Consider the following 16,435-nt stretch of genomic DNA (forward strand, 5'->3'; position numbering starts at 1 on the left):
GCCCGGACGAGAGGCCCCGGGTCAGGGCCGCAGGGCGCGCAGCAGCAGGTCCGCGAGGTGGTCGGCGACCTGCTGCCCGGTGAGCGGGCCGTCGGGGCGGTACCAGGTCGACAGGTGGTGGACCGAGCCGAAGTGGTAGTCGACGACCAGGTCGGCGGGCGTCGCCGTGGAGAAGACGCCCTCCTTCTGGCCCTCCTCGATGAGCGCGCGGAAGCGTTCGTGGTAGCGCCGGCGCTCGGCGCGCACCTGCTTGTTCTTCTCCGGGCTCAGGTGGTGCATGGAGCGGAAGAAGATCATCGCGTCGTCGAGGTTCTCGATCGTCGTGACGACCACGTCCGCCGCCGCGTCCCTGAGCCGCTTCTCGATCGGCGCGTCCATGCCGGCGAAGTGGTCGAGGCGCTCCTGCTGGACGCGCAGCACGCGCGCGTACACCTCGTGCAGGAGGTCGTCCTTGGAGCCGAAGTAGTGGTACAGCGCCCCCTTGGTGACGCCGGCCGCCTCCACGATCTCCTGCACCGAGGTGCGGTCGTAGCCCTGCTCGGCGAAGAGGCGGGTGGCGGCGTCGAGGAGCCGCTGCGGAACGGGGGTGCCGTCTCCGTCCGTCGTCCTGGGCACTGCCGCCACCTGCCTTTCCTGTCGCTGCTGTGGTCCGTGCTGCTAGTCGTTGCCGGTACGGGAACGCAGTTCCCGCCGGAGGATCTTCCCACTTGCCGTCTTCGGCAGGTCGGTCAGGATCTCCACCTGGCGCGGGTACTTGTAGGCGGCCAGTCTCTCCTTGCAGTACGCGGCGAGTTCACCGGGGTCCGCCTCGGCGCCCGGGCGGAGGCTGATGTAGGCCTTGACGGTCTCCCCGCGGTAGCCGTCGGGGACGCCGACGACGGCCGCCTCGCGCACCGCCGGGTGGGTGTAGAGGACGTCCTCGACCTCGCGCGGCCACACCTTGAAGCCGGAGGCGTTGATCATGTCCTTCTTGCGGTCGACGACGTAGAGCCAGCCCTGCTGGTCCATGAAGCCGATGTCGCCGGTGCGCAGCTCGCCGCCGGGGAAGGTCTCGGCGGTGGCGTCGGGGCGGCGCCAGTAGCCGGGGACCACCTGCGGTCCGCTGACGACGATCTCGCCCTGCTCGCCGAAGGGCAGTTCCTCGCCGGCGTCGTCGACGATCCGCACGACCGTGTCGGGCCCGGGCACGCCGACGGCGAGGGTTCCGGAGGCCGGGTCGACCGGGGCCTCCTGGCCGGGCGGCACGGAGGCGCACGGGGCGGTGCACTCGGTGAGGCCGTAGCCGTTGCGGATGTACGGCCCGAAGCCGGCCCGGAACTTCTCCACCAGGGCGGGTGGCAGCGGGGCGCCGCCGGAGGAGATGACCCGGAAGGAGGAGAAGTGGTCCGGGGTCGCGGCCGGGTGGGCGGCCAGTGCCATGAAGGCGGTCGAGGGGCCGACGGTGTAGTGCGGCCGGTGCTCGGCGAAGGCGTCCAGCACGACGCCCGCCTCGAAGCGGTAGGCGAGCACGAGCGTGCCCGCGCTGTTCAGGCAGGCGCCGAGCTGGCAGACCATGCCGGTGATGTGGAACAGCGGCGCCATCGCGAAGTACACGGGCGCCTCGGGCAGGCCCAGGCCGGTGCGCTGCCGCTCGGCGTTGTACATGACGTTGGCGTGCGTGTTGGTGGCGCCCTTGGGGGTGCCGCTGGTGCCCGAGGTGTAGCTGATCAGGGCGATGTCCCCCGGGTGCGGGTCGCGGCCCTCGGGCGCCTTGCCGCCCTGCCGCGCCACGGCCACCAGGTCGTCGGCGTCGGCGGCCTGCGGCAGCCGCTCGAAGGTGAGGACGCGGGCGTCGTCGCGGGTCTGGAAGTCCCGCTCGCACGCGGTGAGCACCGTCCGCACCGGCGAGCCGGCGGCCGTGGCGCGCAGGTACGACTCCCAGGCCCGGTCGGAGCAGATCAGCGCGGCCACCTCGCCGTCGCGCAGGACGTGGGCGACCTCGGCCGACTTGTACATGGGGTTGACCGGCACGACGGTGGCGCCGGCCTTCCAGGCGCCCAGCACGGCGAGCACGAAGTGCGGGGAGTTCTGCAGCAGGACGGCGACCCGGTCGCCGCGCCCGAGGCCGCGCTCGGCGAGATGGGCGGCGACCGAGTCGGTCAGCTCGTCCACCTCCCGGTAGCCGAGGCGGGCGTCGAAGTAGGCGAGGAAGGGGCGGTCGGGGGCCTCGGCGGCGGACCGGCGCAGGGCGTGCACCAGGGAGTCCGCGGGGTCGACCGGGGCGCGCTGGACGTCGGTGAGCAGGGCCAGCCAGGGGCGGGCCGCGTACCGGGAGCCGGTCACCGGCCCTCCTCCCACTTCTGCTGGAGCTGGTTCATGCCGGTGAGCCAGCGGTCGGGGTCGGCGGCCCGCACCCGGTAGAAGCCGGCGACCTCGGGGTGCGGCAGGATCAGGAACCGGTCCTCCTCGATGCCCTGGAAGAGGGCGTCGGCGACGGCCTCCGGCTCGATCGCGGTCGGCTGGAGCACCAGGTCGCCCGCGCTGCCGGTCGCCTCCAGCATGGCGGTGCGCACCCCTTGCGGGCAGATGGCGTGCACCTTCAGGCCCCGGTGGCGGTAGGTGAGGGACAGCCACTCGGCGAAGGCGTAGGCGCCGTGCTTGGTGACGCTGTACGACGGGGCGCCGATCATGGTGAGGAGACCGGCGGCGGAGACGGTGGACACGAACCGGCCGTGCCCGCGCTCCAGCCAGTGCGGCAGCAGCGCGTGGGCCGCCCGGACGTGCGCCATCAGGTTGACGTCCCAGGACACCGCCCAGGACCTCTCGTCGGCCAGCGGCCCGTCGGCGCCGCCGTCCTCGAAGGCGACGCCGGCGTTGGCGCAGTAGACGTCGACGGTGCCGCCGAGCGCGTCGCGCGCGTCGCCGACGATCGCGGAGGCGTCCCCGGGCACGGCGATCCCGCCGATCTCCTCGGCCACCGCCTTGGCCCGCTCGGCGTCGAGGTCGTTCACCACCACCCGGGCGCCCTCGGCGGCGAACCGCCGGGCCAGCGCGGCCCCGATCCCACCGCCCGCTCCGGTGACGACCACTCCCGCATCCTGCACGGCTTCCACCATCGGTCTCCTTCGACACGACGCCACTCGGCTCAGCGAGAGCCAGACTAACCGGTCGGTATGTGTGAGGGAAGGGCAACCGTCCCAACCTCAAAGGGCGCGGGCAACCGCGCGAGCGACCACCGACAGCCCGCACCGGCGAGACCCCGGAGGCCACCCCATGTCCGTGTCCCGACGCAACCTGCTCGCCTCGGCCACCCTGGCCGCCACACCGCTCCCCCTCCCCCACGGCGGACACCTGCACACCGGCTTCGAGAGACTCGCGGCCGACGGCTACGCGGCTCTCGGCGGCGGGCGTGTCGGCGTCGTCACCAACCCCACCGGCGTCACCCGGGACGCCCGGCACATCGTCGACGTCATGCACGAGGACCCCCGCGTGCGGCTCACCGCCGTCTTCGGCCCCGAGCACGGCTTCCGCGGCACCGCCCAGGCCGGCGGCTCCGAGGGCCGCTACGACGACCCGGCGACCGGCCTGCCGGTCTACGACACCTACCTGAAGAGCGGCGCCCCGCTGGCCGACGTCTTCACCGCCTCCGGCGTCGACACGGTCGTCTTCGACATCCAGGACGTGGGCGCCCGTTTCTACACCTACATCTGGACCCTGTACGACTGCATGGAGGCGGCCGCGCTCGCGGGCAAGCGGTTCGTCGTGCTGGACCGCCCGAACCCGGTCACCGGCCGCTCGGCCGCGGGCCCGGTGCTGCACGAGGAGTTCGCCACGTTCGTCGGCCGGAAGCCGATCGCCCAGGCGCACGGCATGACCGTCGCCGAGCTGGCCCGATTGTTCGACGGCGAGTTCCTGGACACACCGGTCCGGTTGGGCACCGTGGAGATGACGGGCTGGCGGCGCACCGACTTCCACGACGCCTCCGGGCTGCCCTGGGTGCCGCCGAGCCCCAACATGCCGACCCCGGACACCGCGCTGGTGTACTCCGGCACCTGCATGTTCGAGGGCACGAACCTCTCGGAGGGGCGCGGCACGACCCGGCCCTTCGAACTCCTCGGCGCCGAGGGGATCGACGGCCGCTGGGCCGCGGCGGCGAACGAGATGGGTCTGCCGGGCGTGCGGTTCCGGGAGGCGTACTTCGCGCCCACGTTCTCGAAGTTCCAGGGCAGGACGGTCGGAGGCGTCCAGATCCACGTGCACGACCGGGCCGCCTACGACCCCGTGCGCACCGGGATCGCGCTGCTGGTGACCGCCCGGAAGGTCTGGGACGGCTTCGCCTGGCGCCCGGACCACTGGATCGACAGGCTGACCGGCTCCGACCGGGTCCGGACGATGATCGACGCGGGGGCCGGCCCCGACGAGGTGACCGGCGCCTGGCAGGAGGAGCTGGCGCGGTTCCGGGCGGTGCGGAAGAAGTACCTGCTGTACAAGTGAGCCGCGCAGTATGGCCAACTTCGCCCCGCGGCAGGACGATACGCGCACATCGTATCGTTTCGGGGGGACGAGGGAGCCTGGCATGGCGGATCCTGGGATGAGCGTGACTCCCTACTGGGAGCTGACCTTCGACGCCGACGGGGACGTGGACGGCCCCGAACGCGACCGGCTGCTGGCGCAGGTCACGGAGCACGGCGTCCGTGACCTGATCGTCTTCGCGCACGGCTGGAACAACGACCGTTCGATCGCCACCGCGCTGTACCGGCGCTTCTTCGCCCCGATGCCGGGGCTCGCCCCGCGGGCGCGGATCGGGTACGTCGGGGTGATCTGGCCGTCGATGCGGTTCTGCGACGAGCCGATCCCCGACTTCCCGCGTTCCGCGGCCGCGGCCGAGGCGGTGGCGGCGCCGGGTCCGGCGCTGGACGAGGGCACCCGGCGGGCCCTGTCGGCCGCCTTCCCGGGGCGGGCCGCCGAGCTCGACCGGCTGGCCGGCCTGCTGGCGGAGCGCCCGGCCGGGGACGAGGGGCTCGCGGAGTTCGGGCGGCTGGTGCGGCTGCTGGCCGAGCCGGGGCCGCCCGCGGTGGCGGACACCCCGGAGGAGGAAGGGCCGCTCGTGTTCCGGTGCGATACGGCGACCGCCTGCGCGGAACTCGCCGGGGCGCTGGCCGGGGCACCGGCCGACTTCTCGCTGCCCAACCCGTGGGACGGCGCGAAGGAACTGCTGCGCCAGGCGACGTACTACACGATGAAGCGGCGCGCCGGGACGGTCGGCGAGCACGGACTGGGGCCGTTCGTCGGGCAGTTGGCCGCCCGGGCCCCGGCGGTGCGGGTGCACCTGGTCGGGCACAGCTTCGGCGGGCGGCTGGTGGCGTTCGCGCTGCGCGGACTGCCCGGCGGCGTGCGCGCCGTGAAGTCCGTGACGCTGCTCCAGGGGGCTTTCTCGCACTACGCGTTCGCCGCGCGCCTGCCGCACGACCCGGACGCGGCGGGGGCGCTGGGTGACCGGTTCCGGCGGATCGACGGGCCGCTGGTGTGCTGCTACTCGCACTTCGACGGGGCGCTCGGCACCTTCTATCCGCTGGCCTCGCGCTGCTCGGACGACGACCGCTCGATCGGCGGGCTCTCCCTGGGGCGGATGCTCGGCGACCGGTGGGGAGCCATGGGCCACGACGGGGTGCAGGCGGTGCCGGACACCGCCCGGCTGGATCTCGCGGCGGCCCTGCGCGGGCCGCTGCCGGCGTCCGGCTGCGTCAACGTGGACGCGGCCGCGGTGGTCCGGCGCGGGGGACCGCCTGCCGGGGCGCACAGCGACATCGTGCACCCCGAACTGGCCCGGGTGGTGCTGGCGGCGGGCCGCATCGCCTGACCCGCCGCCAGGTCACCTCGCCCGGTTCACCGGTTCACCGGTGCGAGGTGTACTCCACGACCTGCTGGTAGGTCGGCCGGTTCTGCCAGCCGATCTTCCCGTGCTTGATGCCGCCCAGGGTGCGCTGGACGATCGAGTCGGCGCACCACTGGTCGCCGGCCGAGCACTGGTCGTCGCCCGGGTAGACCTGGGCGGCGGTCGTGCCGGCCGCCTGCTTCAGGGTGCCGATCAGGACGTCCCGGCAGGAGGCGAGGCTGCCGCCGCCGCAGTACTTGCGCCCGAGGCCGCCCTGCACGGACTCGCCGAGCACCGCCCGGATGTCCTTGTCGACATAGCTCCACCAGCCGTACTGGAAGGAGCTTCCGGCGTGCGAGCCGGTGGGGCCGTGCCCGGCGGACGGGGCCTCGTCGACGGGCAGGTTGCCGGTGAAGGCCGTGTACAGGTCGCCGCCGAGGCCCGGTTCGAACTCCGCCTTCACCAGCAGCGGCCACCAGGCGTCCAGGATGCGGATGGCGTCGGCATCGGCGTACGTCCTGGAGCCCGCCGAGGTCTCGGTGCGCCGGGCGCCCGCGCTCACCCACGCCTTCAGCTTGCCGGCCGCGTCGGCCGCCGCGGGATCGGTGAGCGGGGCCGAGTCGAGGACCTTGAGCAGCTTCGGCAGGACGTCCTCGGCGCGCAGGTCGGCGAGGGCCGCGTCAGCCATGGCCTGCACCAGCTTCGCCCGGGTCACCCCGCCGGCCGCGACCAGCTTCTTCACCCGGTCCTCGAGCAGGTTGCCGCGGTGCACGGACCCGTCGCCCCAGGAGGCGGTCGTGTAGTCCTCGGCCTGCTTGTTGTTCCAGGAGACGTAGTAGTCCTGGTCGACGGAGTTGGGGTGGGCGGAGGCCGGGGTGTAGTCGGCCGTGTTGGTGGCCGGGTCCCAGTTCCGCCACTCGTACGCCGGCCGCGCCCAGACCGGGAACTCGGCGTCGACGCCGCTCGCCCGGGCCGGGTTGTCGCCGCTGTTGTAGTAGGCGGTGTGCTGGGAGTCGGCGTAGAACCAGTTGAAGGTGTAGTTGATGTGCTGCGCCGCCGCCTGGAAGTCCTTGGGGCCCTTGACGAAGTCCGGGTCGTTCAGCATCTGGAAGCCGATGATCGAGTCGGCCTCGTGGAGGTAGGAGGAGCGCAGGCTGGTGTAGGCGACCTTCTTGCCGCCGACGGTCGCGCGGTACTCCACCGGGCCGTACTTCGTGCGCCACACGCGCATGGTGTACGACCCCGCGGCCGTGCCGTCGGCCACGGTCGGCTTCCAGGCGTTCTTCTGCTCGACCTTGTCCATGGCGGTGCAGGTGCCGTGGTAGAGGTAGTGGTAGTCGTCCTGGCACAGCTCGACGGCGTAGGTGTCGATGATGTCCTGGCCGGAGGTGGTGGCGCTCCAGGAGTAGTCCTGGCCGCGGCCGAGTTCGACGTACATGCTCAGACCGGCGAACGAGGCGCCGCGGGCGCTGATGCCCGGGCCCTGGATCTCCTGGAGCATGAGCAGCTGCGGGGCGAAGTAGCCGGTCTGCGGCCCGAAGACGGCTATGGGGTGGCCGCTCGCGGTGTACTTGCCGCTGACCACGAGGGCGTTGGACATGCCGCGCCTGGCGGAGCCGAGCGTGGTCTTCGCGGCCGTGGTGGAGGCGCTCTTCGCGCTCGCGGTGCCGGCGCTGCCCGTGCGGTCGTAGACGAGCGGCTCCTGGGTCACCGAGCCGGCGTCGGGCAGGGCCTCGCCCTGGGGGGTGTCGGGCCGGGTGGCGTACGGGAAGCTCTCGCCGTCGTGGACGGTGAGGACGGCCTCGGGGTCGTTGCGCTCGCGGAAGGACTCCCAGACCTTGGTGCCCTCCGCCACGCCGTACTTGGACTGGGCGGCGATCAGGGACAGGGCGTTGTTCACCTCACCGCCGCCGCCGGACCCGAAGAGGGAGCCGACGACCGAGGCGAGCGCGACCAGGTCGGTGATCTTGAAGTGGTCGATGGTGCCGGCGTTGGTGATGGAGTCCTTGTGCCCGGTCAGGACGTACTCGCCGGGGAAGTAGCGGCCGCTGTCGGAGGCGTCGATGTAGGCGTTGATGCCCGCCAGATAGGCGTCTGCGTCGGCGAGGGCCTGCTGGCCGCGGGCGCCGTTGTGGGCGACGGCGTTGTCGATCTGCGCCTGGAGGTCGGCCTCGGTGTACGGGGCGTTGCGGTAGAACTGCTGCTCCAGGCCCTGGTTGGCGGCCGCGCCGCCGGCGAAGGAGGTCAGCTGGCCGCGGCCCACGTGCCGGAAGACGTCCATCAGCCACAGGCGGTCCTCGGCGGCCGCGTACCCGGCGCCGAACTCGGTGCCGTAGCGGGTGCTGCCGGTGATGTGCGGCACACCGGTCTTCTTGTCGCGGACGATGGTGACGTCACCGCGGCCGGCCGGCTTCTCGGTGGAGGCGACCTGGTCGGAGGGGACGCCGAACGACGCGTCGTCGAAGAAGGTGTTGATCTTCGCGTCGGTGAGGCCCGAGTAGCCCGTGGCCAGGCCGGCGTAGGGGCCGAGCTGGTCCTCGGCGTGCCCGGGCTGGGTGCCGAAGGCCTGGTTGAGCAGGATCTGGGCGAGGGTGGCGTTGCCGTTCTCGCCGGGCGGCAGGATGTCCGAACACTGGCCGCCGCAGTAGTCGTTGGAGGCCGTGGCGGTGTCGGCCGCCGCCGCCTGGGTGAGGGGGGAGAGAAGTCCGGCGACGAGAACGCATACGGACGCGGTCTTCAGGAACCCGGGGATCCGTGACAACCGTGGGAACCCGGTGGGCCTGCGGGGAGTTCTCAGTCTGTCGGACAGCTCGTGGTGCGGGGTGCGCCGTGGCATGGCAGCTCCTACCGGCTGGGGGTGGGCGGGATGTTACCGCCGGTATCCCCGGGATAGAAGATGAACATACGTCAACTTTTGGAGGACGTGGGACCGATGCCGGGCGGTCAACCCGGGGCGCCTTATGGGAGGGCATCGGAAATCGTATGGAGCCGAATCGTGTGTCGATACGTCTACTCGGCGACGTCGCGCGGAACCCGTACGGCGACGCCGAACCGACCGAAGTGCGGACGCTGGTGTGACGGAGGTGCAGGGCGATGGCCGGATTCCGAAGTCTGGCGAGACAGGTGCGCGATCCGCGGTGTGATCTCGCACTGAGGCGCTACTCGCTGCGCAAGTGCCTGGAGCGGTTCGCTCCGTACGGGCACAGGGCGACCTGGGACCATCTGTGCTCCCGGGCCGGTTTCGGCCCGGAGGACCGGTCTCCCGACCCGGCGCGGCTCGTGGCCGCACTGGAGGAGCTGGAGGAGGCCCGGGCGGTGTGGCTGGCCTACGAGACCGAGTTCGCCGAACGCCGCAGGAAGGAGAAGTACGACGGGCTGCGCCGGCCGGGCAGCGTGGACGACTGGCACCGGCTGACCTGGGGCGGGTTCGGGGTCGCCTGGTGCGACGACCCCCGGCTGCACCCCGGCGAGCCGCTGGCCGAGGTGCTGCGCCGGATCATCGCCGCGCTCAACCGCGAGCCGGGCTCGGCCTGTCCGGTCTGCGGCGGGGAACGCCTCGTCTGGAGGTTCGGACTGGACCACGAGCCGTCCTCCGGCCCGGTCTGCGCGGACTGCGGCATCCTGGTGCCCCGTCCGGTGCTCACCCCGCAGGCGCTGGCGCACGCCCGGCGCGGGCGGCTCCTGATGTCGGCCTGACCGGCGCCAGCGCGACCGGGGGGTGCGCCGGGGATGCCGCACCCCCCGCCGGGCGGCGCCGTGCTCAGTGGGCGCCGGACCAGTAGGGATGGTTCCACCGCTCCTCGGGGGGCAGGCCCAGGAGTTCGGCGCGGACGGCGAGGTCGGCCTCGCCGCGCGCCCGCAGCCGGCCGGGGGCGGACCGGGCCAGCCAGGACTGGAGTTCGGCGACGCCGGCGGCCTCGTCCTCGAGGTCCCACCAGGTGAACGGCCAGCCGTCGTCGACCAGGTGCTACAGCAACGACCGCGCCGTGCCCATGAGATGGGCGTCGGCGACTGGATGCGCCTGCCACCGGTCGAGCAGCGGGGCCATGGCGCCCAGGATCGAGGCGCACGTCTCGAAGACGTCCTCGACGAGGTACGGCGGGTCGGGCGTCGTGAGCACGTCCTGCCACCAGGCGAGGACGAACGCCTCGACGGCCGCCGCCTGTGCGGCCGGCCAGGCCCGCCAGTCCACGCGGCTCAGGCCGTGCGCTCCCCAGCCGACGCGGTCCAGGGTGCCGTCGGCCATGGCCCGGGCGCACTGCGGCGGCAGGCGGCGCACGACGGCCGCGTGGTCCGGCACCTTGTACACGAAGCGGCTCAGCAGATCCGCCGGGAGCCGGGTGTACGGCGTGCGCAGGTACGCCGTCTCGGCCGGGGCGAAACAGCGCTCGCAGCCGGTCTCCGCGGGGCTCGCGAACCCGTTGAACAGGGTCTCGACGTCCGCGAGGGCCCCGGCGAGTGCGGGTGTGGTCATGGGAGGGGATCCCGTCCGTGACTCCGGGCGCGGCGCTGCCGCCCACCGAAGATCAGGACGCTAGCAGGCCCAAAACGACTCGCTCCAGCCCTTTTGCGTACCGACAGTGGGAGGCGATGAGACCGAGCCGAACGACCTGACCGAACCGAGGAGTTCCCGATGTCGACGCTGCGCGTCACCGCCGAAGTGCTGACCGTCCACGACCACCCGAACGCCGACGCGCTCGAACTGGCCCAGGTGGGGCTGTACCGGGCCGTCGTCGCCAAGGGCGCGTACCGCACCGGCGAGGCGGCCGTCTACATCCCCGAGCAGGCCGTGCTGCCGGCCGGCCTGATCGAGGAGCTGGGGCTGACCGGGCGGCTGGCGGGCGCGGACGCCGACCGGGTCAAGGCGGTCCGGCTGCGCGGCGAGCTGTCCCAGGGGATCGTGTGCCGGCCCGCGGCACTGGCCGGCGTGGACCTGGCGCGGGCCGCGCGGGAGGGGACCGACTTCGCGGAGGTGCTCGGCATCACCAAATGGGTGCCGCCCGTCCCGCCCACCATGGACGGCGACGTGGAGTCCGCGCCCGATCTGCTGCCCTGGGTCGACATCGAGAACATCCAGCGGTTTCCGGACGTCTTCGCACCGGGCGAGGATGTGGTCCTGACCGAGAAGCTGCACGGTTCGGCGTGCCTGCTGACGTACGTGGCCGACGAGGACCGGGTATACGTGTCCTCCAAGGGCTTCGGGGCCAGGTCCCTCGCGCTGAAGGAGGATCCGCGGAACCTGTACTGGCGGGCGGTGCGGGCGCACGGCGTGGCCGAGACCGCGGCGCGGCTCTGCGAGCGCCTCGGGGCACGGCGGGTCGGCGTCTTCGGCGAGGTGTACGGCGCCGGGGTGCAGGACCTGGCCTACGGCGCCGACGGCCGCCGGGAGACGCTCGGGTACGCGGCGTTCGACGTGTCGGCGGAGATCGGCGGGCACGTGCGGTGGCTGGACGCGGCCGAGTCGCTGGCGGGACTGCTGCCCGTGGTGCCACGGCTGTACGCCGGGCCGTACGACGTCGATCGGGTGCTGGAGTACGCGAGCGGGCGGGAGACGGTGTCCGGGCGCGGGCTGCACCTGCGCGAGGGCGTCGTGATCCGGGCCGCGGTGGAGCGCCACAGCCCGGTGACCGGGGGCCGGGCGATCGCGAAGGCGGTCAGTCCGGCGTACCTGACGCGGAAGGGCGGCACCGAGTACGAGTAGGCCCCGGGCCGCCCGCCGCTACCGCCCCTCGGACAACAGGCGCGAACCCGCCCGCTGTTCGCCGAACACGTCGTCCGGGTTGGACAGCACGCAGGTGTCCAGTGACAGGCACCCGCAGCCGATGCAGTCGGTCAGGTGGTCGCGCAGGCGGTTCAGCTGCCTGATGCGCTCGTCGAGTTCCGAGCGCCAGGCCTCCGACAGCCGGGCCCAGTCCTCGCGGGTCGGGGTGCGTTCCTCGGGGAGTCGCGCGAGCGCCTCGCGGATCGTGGCCAGGGGGATGCCGACCCGCTGCGCCGCCCGGACGAAGGCGACCCGGCGCAGGGTGTCACGGCTGTACCGGCGCTGGTTGCCGGGGGTACGGCGGCTGCTGATCAGGCCCTTGGACTCATAGAAGTGCAGGGCGGAGACGGCGGCGCCGCTGCGCGCGGACACCTGGCCGACGGTCAGCTCGTGGATCTTCTCGGGAATCTGGGGCACTCACCCGAGCCTACCCATCCCGGCCCCGGCCGGGTCCGTTGACAGGGGCCCCGGCGGCGACCATGCTAAGCAGTTGCTTAGAGACGCGAGCGAGAGGCCGGGAACATGGCAGAACCGAGGACCTTCACCTCCCCCGACGAGCTGAGGGCCGCCGTGGGCGAGCAGCTGGGCCACACGGACTGGGTGGAGGTCGACCAGAAGCGCATCGACCTGTTCGCCGAGGCCACCGGGGACCACCAGTGGATCCACGTCGACCCGGAGAAGGCCGCGTCCGGGCCGTTCGGGACCACGATCGCCCACGGCTACCTCACGCTCTCCCTGCTCCCCCTGTTCGGGCCGCAGCTGATCAGCGTCGAGGGCGTCAAGATGGGCGTGAACTACGGCACCAACAAGGTCCGCTTCCCCGCCCCCGTCCCGGTCGGCTCCCGGCTGCGCGCCACGGCGACGATCACCGGCGTCGAGGACGTGCCGGGCGGCGTCCAGGTGGCCGTCGCGTTCACCGTGGAGCGCGAGGGCGGCGACAAGCCGGTCTGCGTCGCGGAGTCGGTGTCCCGGTACTACCTCTAGCCGGGGCGGCTACTTCGCGCCCACCATCCGCAGCACGAGGTCGGCGTACAGCGCGCCGACCTCCTCGGGGGTGCGCGGCCCGTCCACGGTGAACCAGCGGGCCACGTCGATGCACAGCGACAGCACGGCGAGGGTGGTGCCCTTGACGTCGATCACGTCGAACTCGCCGGAGGCCACGCCGTCCTCGATGATCCCGCGCACCTCCGCGTCCACCTGGCGGCGCAGTGCGACGATCTCCGCGCGGGCCTCGGGGCCGAGCGCGTCGAGTTCGTACTGCACGACCCGCGCGGTGGTGCGCCGCCCGGCGTGCCAGCGCACGAAGGAGCTGACGGCGTCGGCGAGCCGCTCCGCGGCGGCGCCCTCGCGCCGGGCGGCCGTGCGCAGGATGTCCAGCGCACGGTCGTGGCCGATGCGGCTGATCCGGTGGAGCAGCTCTTCCTTGGTCTTGTAGTGGATGTAGAGCGCGGCCGGGCTCATACCGGCGCGGCCCGCGATGTCGCGGGTCGTCGTGGCGTGGTAGCCGCGCTCGGCGAAGGCCTCCACGGCGGCGACGAGGAGCCGCCGGGCCGCGTCAGGGGTGACCTCGTCCCACGGCTCGACCTCGCCGCCGGTCGTCTCCTGGCCCGTACTCATCGCTCGCTCGCCCCTCTCGGTGACAGGAACACCACCATACCGCCGAAGGTGAGCGCTCGCTTAGCATGGCTGCTCGTGGCGGCGGCCGCGGCGGGTCGGCGGACGGCGGGCTCAGATCTTCTCGAAGGGGTCGTGGTCGGCGAGCAGCTTCTCCAGCCGGGCCTGGTCGACCCGGCTGACGATCTGCCCGGCCTCCTGGCGGTCCCGGATCACCTTGGCGAGCGTGAAGGCGGACGTGACGAGGTAGAGGACGGCGATGCCGAGGAAACCGCGGACCCAGGCGTCGGCGTTCAGCCGGAAGATGCCGACGGTGGTGGCCACCATGGCGACCGCGAACGATGCGACGGCCTGGCCGTAGAAGGCGGCCGTGCTCTGCTGCTTGACGGGTGTGTCACTCATGGGAAGAGCATCGGCGGACGGGGCCCGCGCCACATCCGCCGGAATACTCAGACGAGGTACTCAGAACGCGGAGACCCCGGTCAGCGCCCGTCCGATGAGCAGCTTCTGGATCTGGCTGGTGCCCTCGTACAGGGTCATCACGCGGGCGTCGCGCAGGAGTTTGCCGGCCGGGTACTCGTCGATGTAGCCGTAGCCGCCGAAGACCTGCAGGGCGTTGTTGGCGGCGCGGACGGCGGCCTCGGAGGCGAACAGTTTGGCCTTGGAGGACGCGACGGCGAACGGCTGCCCGCGGTCGATCAGGTCGGCGACCCGCCAGGTCAGCAGCCGGGCCGCGTCCACGTCGACGGCGATGTCGCTGATCAGCTCCTGGACCAGCTGGTGGTGGGCGATGGACCTGCCGAACTGCTCGCGCTCGCCGGCGTACCGCACGGCCGCGTCCAGGGCGGCCTGGGCTATGCCGACGCAGCCCGCGGCCACCGACATGCGCCCCTTGGCCAGCGCGGACATGGCGACGGAGAAGCCCTTGCCCTCCTCGCCGACCAGCGCCGAGGCGGGCACCCGGACGTCCTGGAGCACCAGTTCGGCGGTGGCCTGGCCGCGCAGGCCGAGCTTGCCGTGGATGGTGCGGCGGGTCAGACCGGGTGTGTCGGTGGGGACGAGGAAGGCCGAGACGCCCTTGTGGCCGGGGGCGTCCGTGGAGCGGGCGAAGAGCAGGACGACGTCGGCCCAGGTGCCGTTGGTGATGAACATCTTGGTGCCGCTCAGGACGTAGTCGCCGCCGTCGCGCACGGCCCGCGTGGTGAGGTTGCCGGCGTCGGAGCCGGTGCCGGGCTCGGTGAGGCCGAAGCAGCCGACGTACTCGCCGGACGTCAGGCCCGGCAGCCAGCGCCGCTTCTGCTCCTCGCTCCCCCAGGCGGCGACCGACTTGGCGACCAGCCCGAGGGACACGGACACGATGCCGCGCACCGAGGAGTCGCCGCGGCCCAGTTCCTCGGTGACCAGGCAGTACGCGAGGTGGTCGCCGCCGGAGCCGCCGTACTCCTCGTCGATGGTCAGCCCCAGGAAGCCGACCTCGCCGAGCTTCTTCACGATGCCCCGGTCGACCTCCTCGGCCCGGTCCCAGGCGACAACGTGCGGGGCGATCTCACGCTCGACGAAGTCCCGGGCGAGCTGCCGCACGGCGGCCTGCTCCTCGCTCGGCTCCAGGTTCACCACGCGATCACCCCACACGGATACAGATCTTGAAAGACGTACATTTAAATTAGCACTGCTAGTTTCGAGTCGCAGCCCTACTATGTGCGCCATGGCCCGACCGCGCAAGCCCCTCCTCAGCACCGACCGGATCGTCCAGACGGCCCGGGATCTCGTGGACGGGGAGGGCCTGGCGGCCGTGTCCACCCGGCGGCTGGCCGCCGAACTCGGGGTGAGCGGGCCCTCGCTCTACAACCACTTCCGCACCAAGGACGAGATCCTGGAGGCGGTCGCCGACTCGGTGAGCGCGCTGGTGGACCTGTCGATGTTCGACGGCGGCCGGGACTGGCGGACGGCCCTGCACGACTGGGCCGTCTCCTACCGGGCAGCCCTGCGCGACCACCCGAACATCGTGCCGGTCCTGGCCCGCGGCCCCGGGCGCCGCCCGGCGGCGCTGCGGCTGGCCGACGCGGTCTACGGCGCGATGGTCGGGGCGGGCTGGCCGCCGGCCCAGGCGACCTCCATCGGCGCGCTGATGCGGTACTTCATCATGGGCTCCGCGCTCGGTTCGTTCGCCGGGGGCTTCGTCGACGACGCGAGCGCCTACGACCCCGCCGACTATCCCCATCTCGGCCAGGCGCACCTGCTGGCCGAGCAGCAGGAGAAGATCGACGAGCGAGCCTTCGAGACGGGGCTGGCGGCCCTGCTGGACGGGCTCGCGCTCCAGTACGAGCAGGTGCGGGAGACCGTGTAGCGCCGGGGTACGACGGTTCGGTGGGGGCCGAAGCGTCCCTGGCGCATGCTGGGGGCATGACCACCAAGGACTCCCGCGCGGCCGGGCTCGCCTCGCTCGCGTCGCTGGTCGCCGACGAGACCCGGGCCGCGTGCCTGCTGGCGCTGCTCGACGGACGGGCCTGGACCGCCGGCGAGCTGGCCCGGCACGCCGGGGTCGCGGCGTCCACGCTGAGCGAGCACCTGGGGAAGCTGGTCGCCGGCGGGCTGCTCGCCGAGGAACGCCAGGGGCGGCACCGGTACGTACGGCTGGCCGACGCGCGCGCGGCGCAGCTCGTCGAGGACCTGGCCGCGCAGGTGCCCCCGGCGGCGGTCCGGCGCCCTCCGCGCACCCTGCGCGAGGCCGGCGCGGGGGCCGCGATGGCGCGCGGGCGCACCTGCTACGACCATCTCGCCGGGCGGCTGGGCATCGCGGTCACCGAGGCGCTGACCCGCCGGGGGCTGCTGCGGCAGGACACGGGGTTCGCGCTCACGGACGCGGGAGTGGAGTGGTTCGGTGCGGTGGGCATCGCCCTCGACCTCTCCGGCCGGCGCCCGCCGGCCCGCGCGTGCCTCGACTGGACCGAGCGGCGCCCTCACCTGGCGGGGGCGGCGGGGGCCGCGCTGTGCCGGCATGCGCTGGAGGCGGGGTGGTGCGAGCGGATCGGTACGGAGCGGGCGGTCCGGGTGACGGCGCTGGGCTCGCGGGAGCTGTCGGCCGTGCTGGGTGTGTCGCCAGGGGCGTGGGAGTGAGGGTTGCCTGCGGCGGCTGCCGGGAGTGGGGTTCCGTGGTGTGCCGGGTGCGGGTGCGTGGGGGCTGGTCGCGCAGTTCCCCGCGCCCC

At 72.9% G+C, this 16,435-nt stretch carries 16 protein-coding genes; 7 read left to right on the forward strand and 9 right to left on the reverse strand.

Translation table 11 applies throughout. From position 1 onward, the window contains the following. Positions 1 to 21 precede the first annotated feature (21 nt). Genes AQJ66_RS15635 through AQJ66_RS15645 form a run of 3 tightly spaced genes read right to left on the reverse strand, consistent with a single transcriptional unit; the run spans position 22 to position 3,095 of the window. Positions 22 to 615, reverse strand: a complete 594-nt coding sequence (locus AQJ66_RS15635; protein ID WP_061921402.1) for a TetR/AcrR family transcriptional regulator — start codon at positions 613 to 615, stop codon at positions 22 to 24. Between the two features lie 42 nt (positions 616 to 657). Continuing rightward, the gene (locus AQJ66_RS15640; protein ID WP_061921405.1) at positions 658 to 2,322 is read right to left on the reverse strand and encodes a class I adenylate-forming enzyme family protein; all 1,665 of its coding nucleotides are present in this window, start codon (positions 2,320 to 2,322) and stop codon (positions 658 to 660) included. Beyond that, a complete protein-coding gene (locus AQJ66_RS15645; protein ID WP_061921408.1) occupies positions 2,319 to 3,095 on the reverse strand; it encodes an SDR family oxidoreductase in 777 nt (258 codons plus the stop codon). Before AQJ66_RS15645 ends, AQJ66_RS15640 begins: the two co-directional genes overlap by 4 nt. A 157-nt stretch (positions 3,096 to 3,252) precedes the next feature. On the opposite strand from AQJ66_RS15645, the gene AQJ66_RS15650 reads away from it, so the two are divergent. Continuing rightward, on the forward strand, positions 3,253 to 4,473 hold the full coding sequence (locus AQJ66_RS15650) for an exo-beta-N-acetylmuramidase NamZ family protein (RefSeq protein WP_061921411.1): 1,221 nt from the start codon (positions 3,253 to 3,255) through the stop codon (positions 4,471 to 4,473). An 82-nt stretch (positions 4,474 to 4,555) separates the two neighbouring features. After that, a complete protein-coding gene (locus AQJ66_RS15655; RefSeq protein ID WP_061921422.1) occupies positions 4,556 to 5,839 on the forward strand; it encodes a lipase family protein in 1,284 nt (427 codons plus the stop codon). Between the two features lie 34 nt (positions 5,840 to 5,873). On the opposite strand, the gene AQJ66_RS15660 is transcribed toward AQJ66_RS15655, so the two are convergent. Beyond that, a complete protein-coding gene (locus AQJ66_RS15660) occupies positions 5,874 to 8,690 on the reverse strand; it encodes a penicillin acylase family protein (RefSeq protein WP_061921425.1) in 2,817 nt (938 codons plus the stop codon). Between the two features lie 257 nt (positions 8,691 to 8,947). Between AQJ66_RS15660 and AQJ66_RS15665 the strand changes: the two genes are divergently transcribed. Beyond that, positions 8,948 to 9,550: a hypothetical protein gene (locus AQJ66_RS15665; RefSeq protein ID WP_061921428.1), complete on the forward strand. Its 603-nt coding sequence runs from the start codon at positions 8,948 to 8,950 to the stop codon at positions 9,548 to 9,550. A gap of 271 nt (positions 9,551 to 9,821) precedes the next feature. On the opposite strand, the gene AQJ66_RS15670 is transcribed toward AQJ66_RS15665, so the two are convergent. Beyond that, on the reverse strand, positions 9,822 to 10,328 hold the full coding sequence (locus AQJ66_RS15670; protein ID WP_244162833.1) for a hypothetical protein: 507 nt from the start codon (positions 10,326 to 10,328) through the stop codon (positions 9,822 to 9,824). 159 nt (positions 10,329 to 10,487) lie between these two features. Here AQJ66_RS15670 and AQJ66_RS15675 point away from each other — a divergent pair, with 159 nt between their 5' ends. Then, positions 10,488 to 11,555 (forward strand): RNA ligase (ATP), encoded by a 1,068-nt coding sequence (locus AQJ66_RS15675; protein WP_061921433.1) that lies wholly within the window; start codon positions 10,488 to 10,490, stop codon positions 11,553 to 11,555. 18 nt (positions 11,556 to 11,573) lie between these two features. On the opposite strand, the gene soxR is transcribed toward AQJ66_RS15675, so the two are convergent. Further along, positions 11,574 to 12,032, reverse strand: coding sequence for a redox-sensitive transcriptional activator SoxR (gene soxR / locus AQJ66_RS15680; RefSeq protein ID WP_061921436.1), 459 nt, complete (start codon positions 12,030 to 12,032; stop codon positions 11,574 to 11,576). A 105-nt stretch (positions 12,033 to 12,137) separates the two neighbouring features. Here soxR and AQJ66_RS15685 point away from each other — a divergent pair, with 105 nt between their 5' ends. Beyond that, positions 12,138 to 12,599, forward strand: a complete 462-nt coding sequence (locus AQJ66_RS15685) for a MaoC family dehydratase (RefSeq protein WP_061921439.1) — start codon at positions 12,138 to 12,140, stop codon at positions 12,597 to 12,599. 9 nt (positions 12,600 to 12,608) lie between these two features. Here the strand turns inward: AQJ66_RS15685 and AQJ66_RS15690 are convergent, their stop codons facing one another. The 3 genes from AQJ66_RS15690 to AQJ66_RS15700 form a co-directional block, all read right to left on the reverse strand. Further along, a complete protein-coding gene (locus tag AQJ66_RS15690) occupies positions 12,609 to 13,232 on the reverse strand; it encodes a TetR/AcrR family transcriptional regulator (RefSeq protein WP_061921441.1) in 624 nt (207 codons plus the stop codon). A 111-nt stretch (positions 13,233 to 13,343) separates the two neighbouring features. Next, the gene (locus AQJ66_RS15695; protein WP_061921444.1) at positions 13,344 to 13,631 is read right to left on the reverse strand and encodes a YiaA/YiaB family inner membrane protein; all 288 of its coding nucleotides are present in this window, start codon (positions 13,629 to 13,631) and stop codon (positions 13,344 to 13,346) included. A gap of 60 nt (positions 13,632 to 13,691) precedes the next feature. Beyond that, positions 13,692 to 14,843, reverse strand: coding sequence for an acyl-CoA dehydrogenase family protein (locus AQJ66_RS15700; protein WP_061921735.1), 1,152 nt, complete (start codon positions 14,841 to 14,843; stop codon positions 13,692 to 13,694). 91 nt (positions 14,844 to 14,934) lie between these two features. Between AQJ66_RS15700 and AQJ66_RS15705 the strand changes: the two genes are divergently transcribed. Both AQJ66_RS15705 and AQJ66_RS15710 read left to right on the forward strand, forming a co-directional pair. Then, positions 14,935 to 15,576: a TetR/AcrR family transcriptional regulator gene (locus AQJ66_RS15705; RefSeq protein ID WP_061921447.1), complete on the forward strand. Its 642-nt coding sequence runs from the start codon at positions 14,935 to 14,937 to the stop codon at positions 15,574 to 15,576. 56 nt (positions 15,577 to 15,632) lie between these two features. Beyond that, on the forward strand, positions 15,633 to 16,346 hold the full coding sequence (locus tag AQJ66_RS15710) for an ArsR/SmtB family transcription factor (protein WP_061921450.1): 714 nt from the start codon (positions 15,633 to 15,635) through the stop codon (positions 16,344 to 16,346). Positions 16,347 to 16,435: the final 89 nt, after the last annotated feature.

It is taken from the genome of Streptomyces bungoensis (assembly GCF_001514215.1).
In the GTDB taxonomy this organism is placed as follows: Bacteria; Actinomycetota; Actinomycetes; order Streptomycetales; family Streptomycetaceae; genus Streptomyces; species Streptomyces bungoensis.

Bases quoted from the DNA above. Each gene is read 5' to 3' on its own strand.
- AQJ66_RS15670 (WP_244162833.1), bottom strand. From the start codon at position 10,328: ATGACCACACCCGCACTCGCCGGGGCCCTCGCGGACGTCGAGACCCTG.
- AQJ66_RS15655 (WP_061921422.1), top strand. From the start codon at position 4,556: ATGGCGGATCCTGGGATGAGCGTGACTCCCTACTGGGAGCTGACCTTC.
- AQJ66_RS15705 (WP_061921447.1), top strand. From the start codon at position 14,935: ATGGCCCGACCGCGCAAGCCCCTCCTCAGCACCGACCGGATCGTCCAG.
- AQJ66_RS15660 (WP_061921425.1), bottom strand. From the start codon at position 8,690: ATGCCACGGCGCACCCCGCACCACGAGCTGTCCGACAGACTGAGAACT.
- AQJ66_RS15695 (WP_061921444.1), bottom strand. From the start codon at position 13,631: ATGAGTGACACACCCGTCAAGCAGCAGAGCACGGCCGCCTTCTACGGC.
- AQJ66_RS15645 (WP_061921408.1), bottom strand. From the start codon at position 3,095: ATGGTGGAAGCCGTGCAGGATGCGGGAGTGGTCGTCACCGGAGCGGGC.
- AQJ66_RS15685 (WP_061921439.1), top strand. From the start codon at position 12,138: ATGGCAGAACCGAGGACCTTCACCTCCCCCGACGAGCTGAGGGCCGCC.
- AQJ66_RS15650 (WP_061921411.1), top strand. From the start codon at position 3,253: ATGTCCGTGTCCCGACGCAACCTGCTCGCCTCGGCCACCCTGGCCGCC.
- AQJ66_RS15675 (WP_061921433.1), top strand. From the start codon at position 10,488: ATGTCGACGCTGCGCGTCACCGCCGAAGTGCTGACCGTCCACGACCAC.
- AQJ66_RS15690 (WP_061921441.1), bottom strand. From the start codon at position 13,232: ATGAGTACGGGCCAGGAGACGACCGGCGGCGAGGTCGAGCCGTGGGAC.
- AQJ66_RS15710 (WP_061921450.1), top strand. From the start codon at position 15,633: ATGACCACCAAGGACTCCCGCGCGGCCGGGCTCGCCTCGCTCGCGTCG.
- AQJ66_RS15665 (WP_061921428.1), top strand. From the start codon at position 8,948: ATGGCCGGATTCCGAAGTCTGGCGAGACAGGTGCGCGATCCGCGGTGT.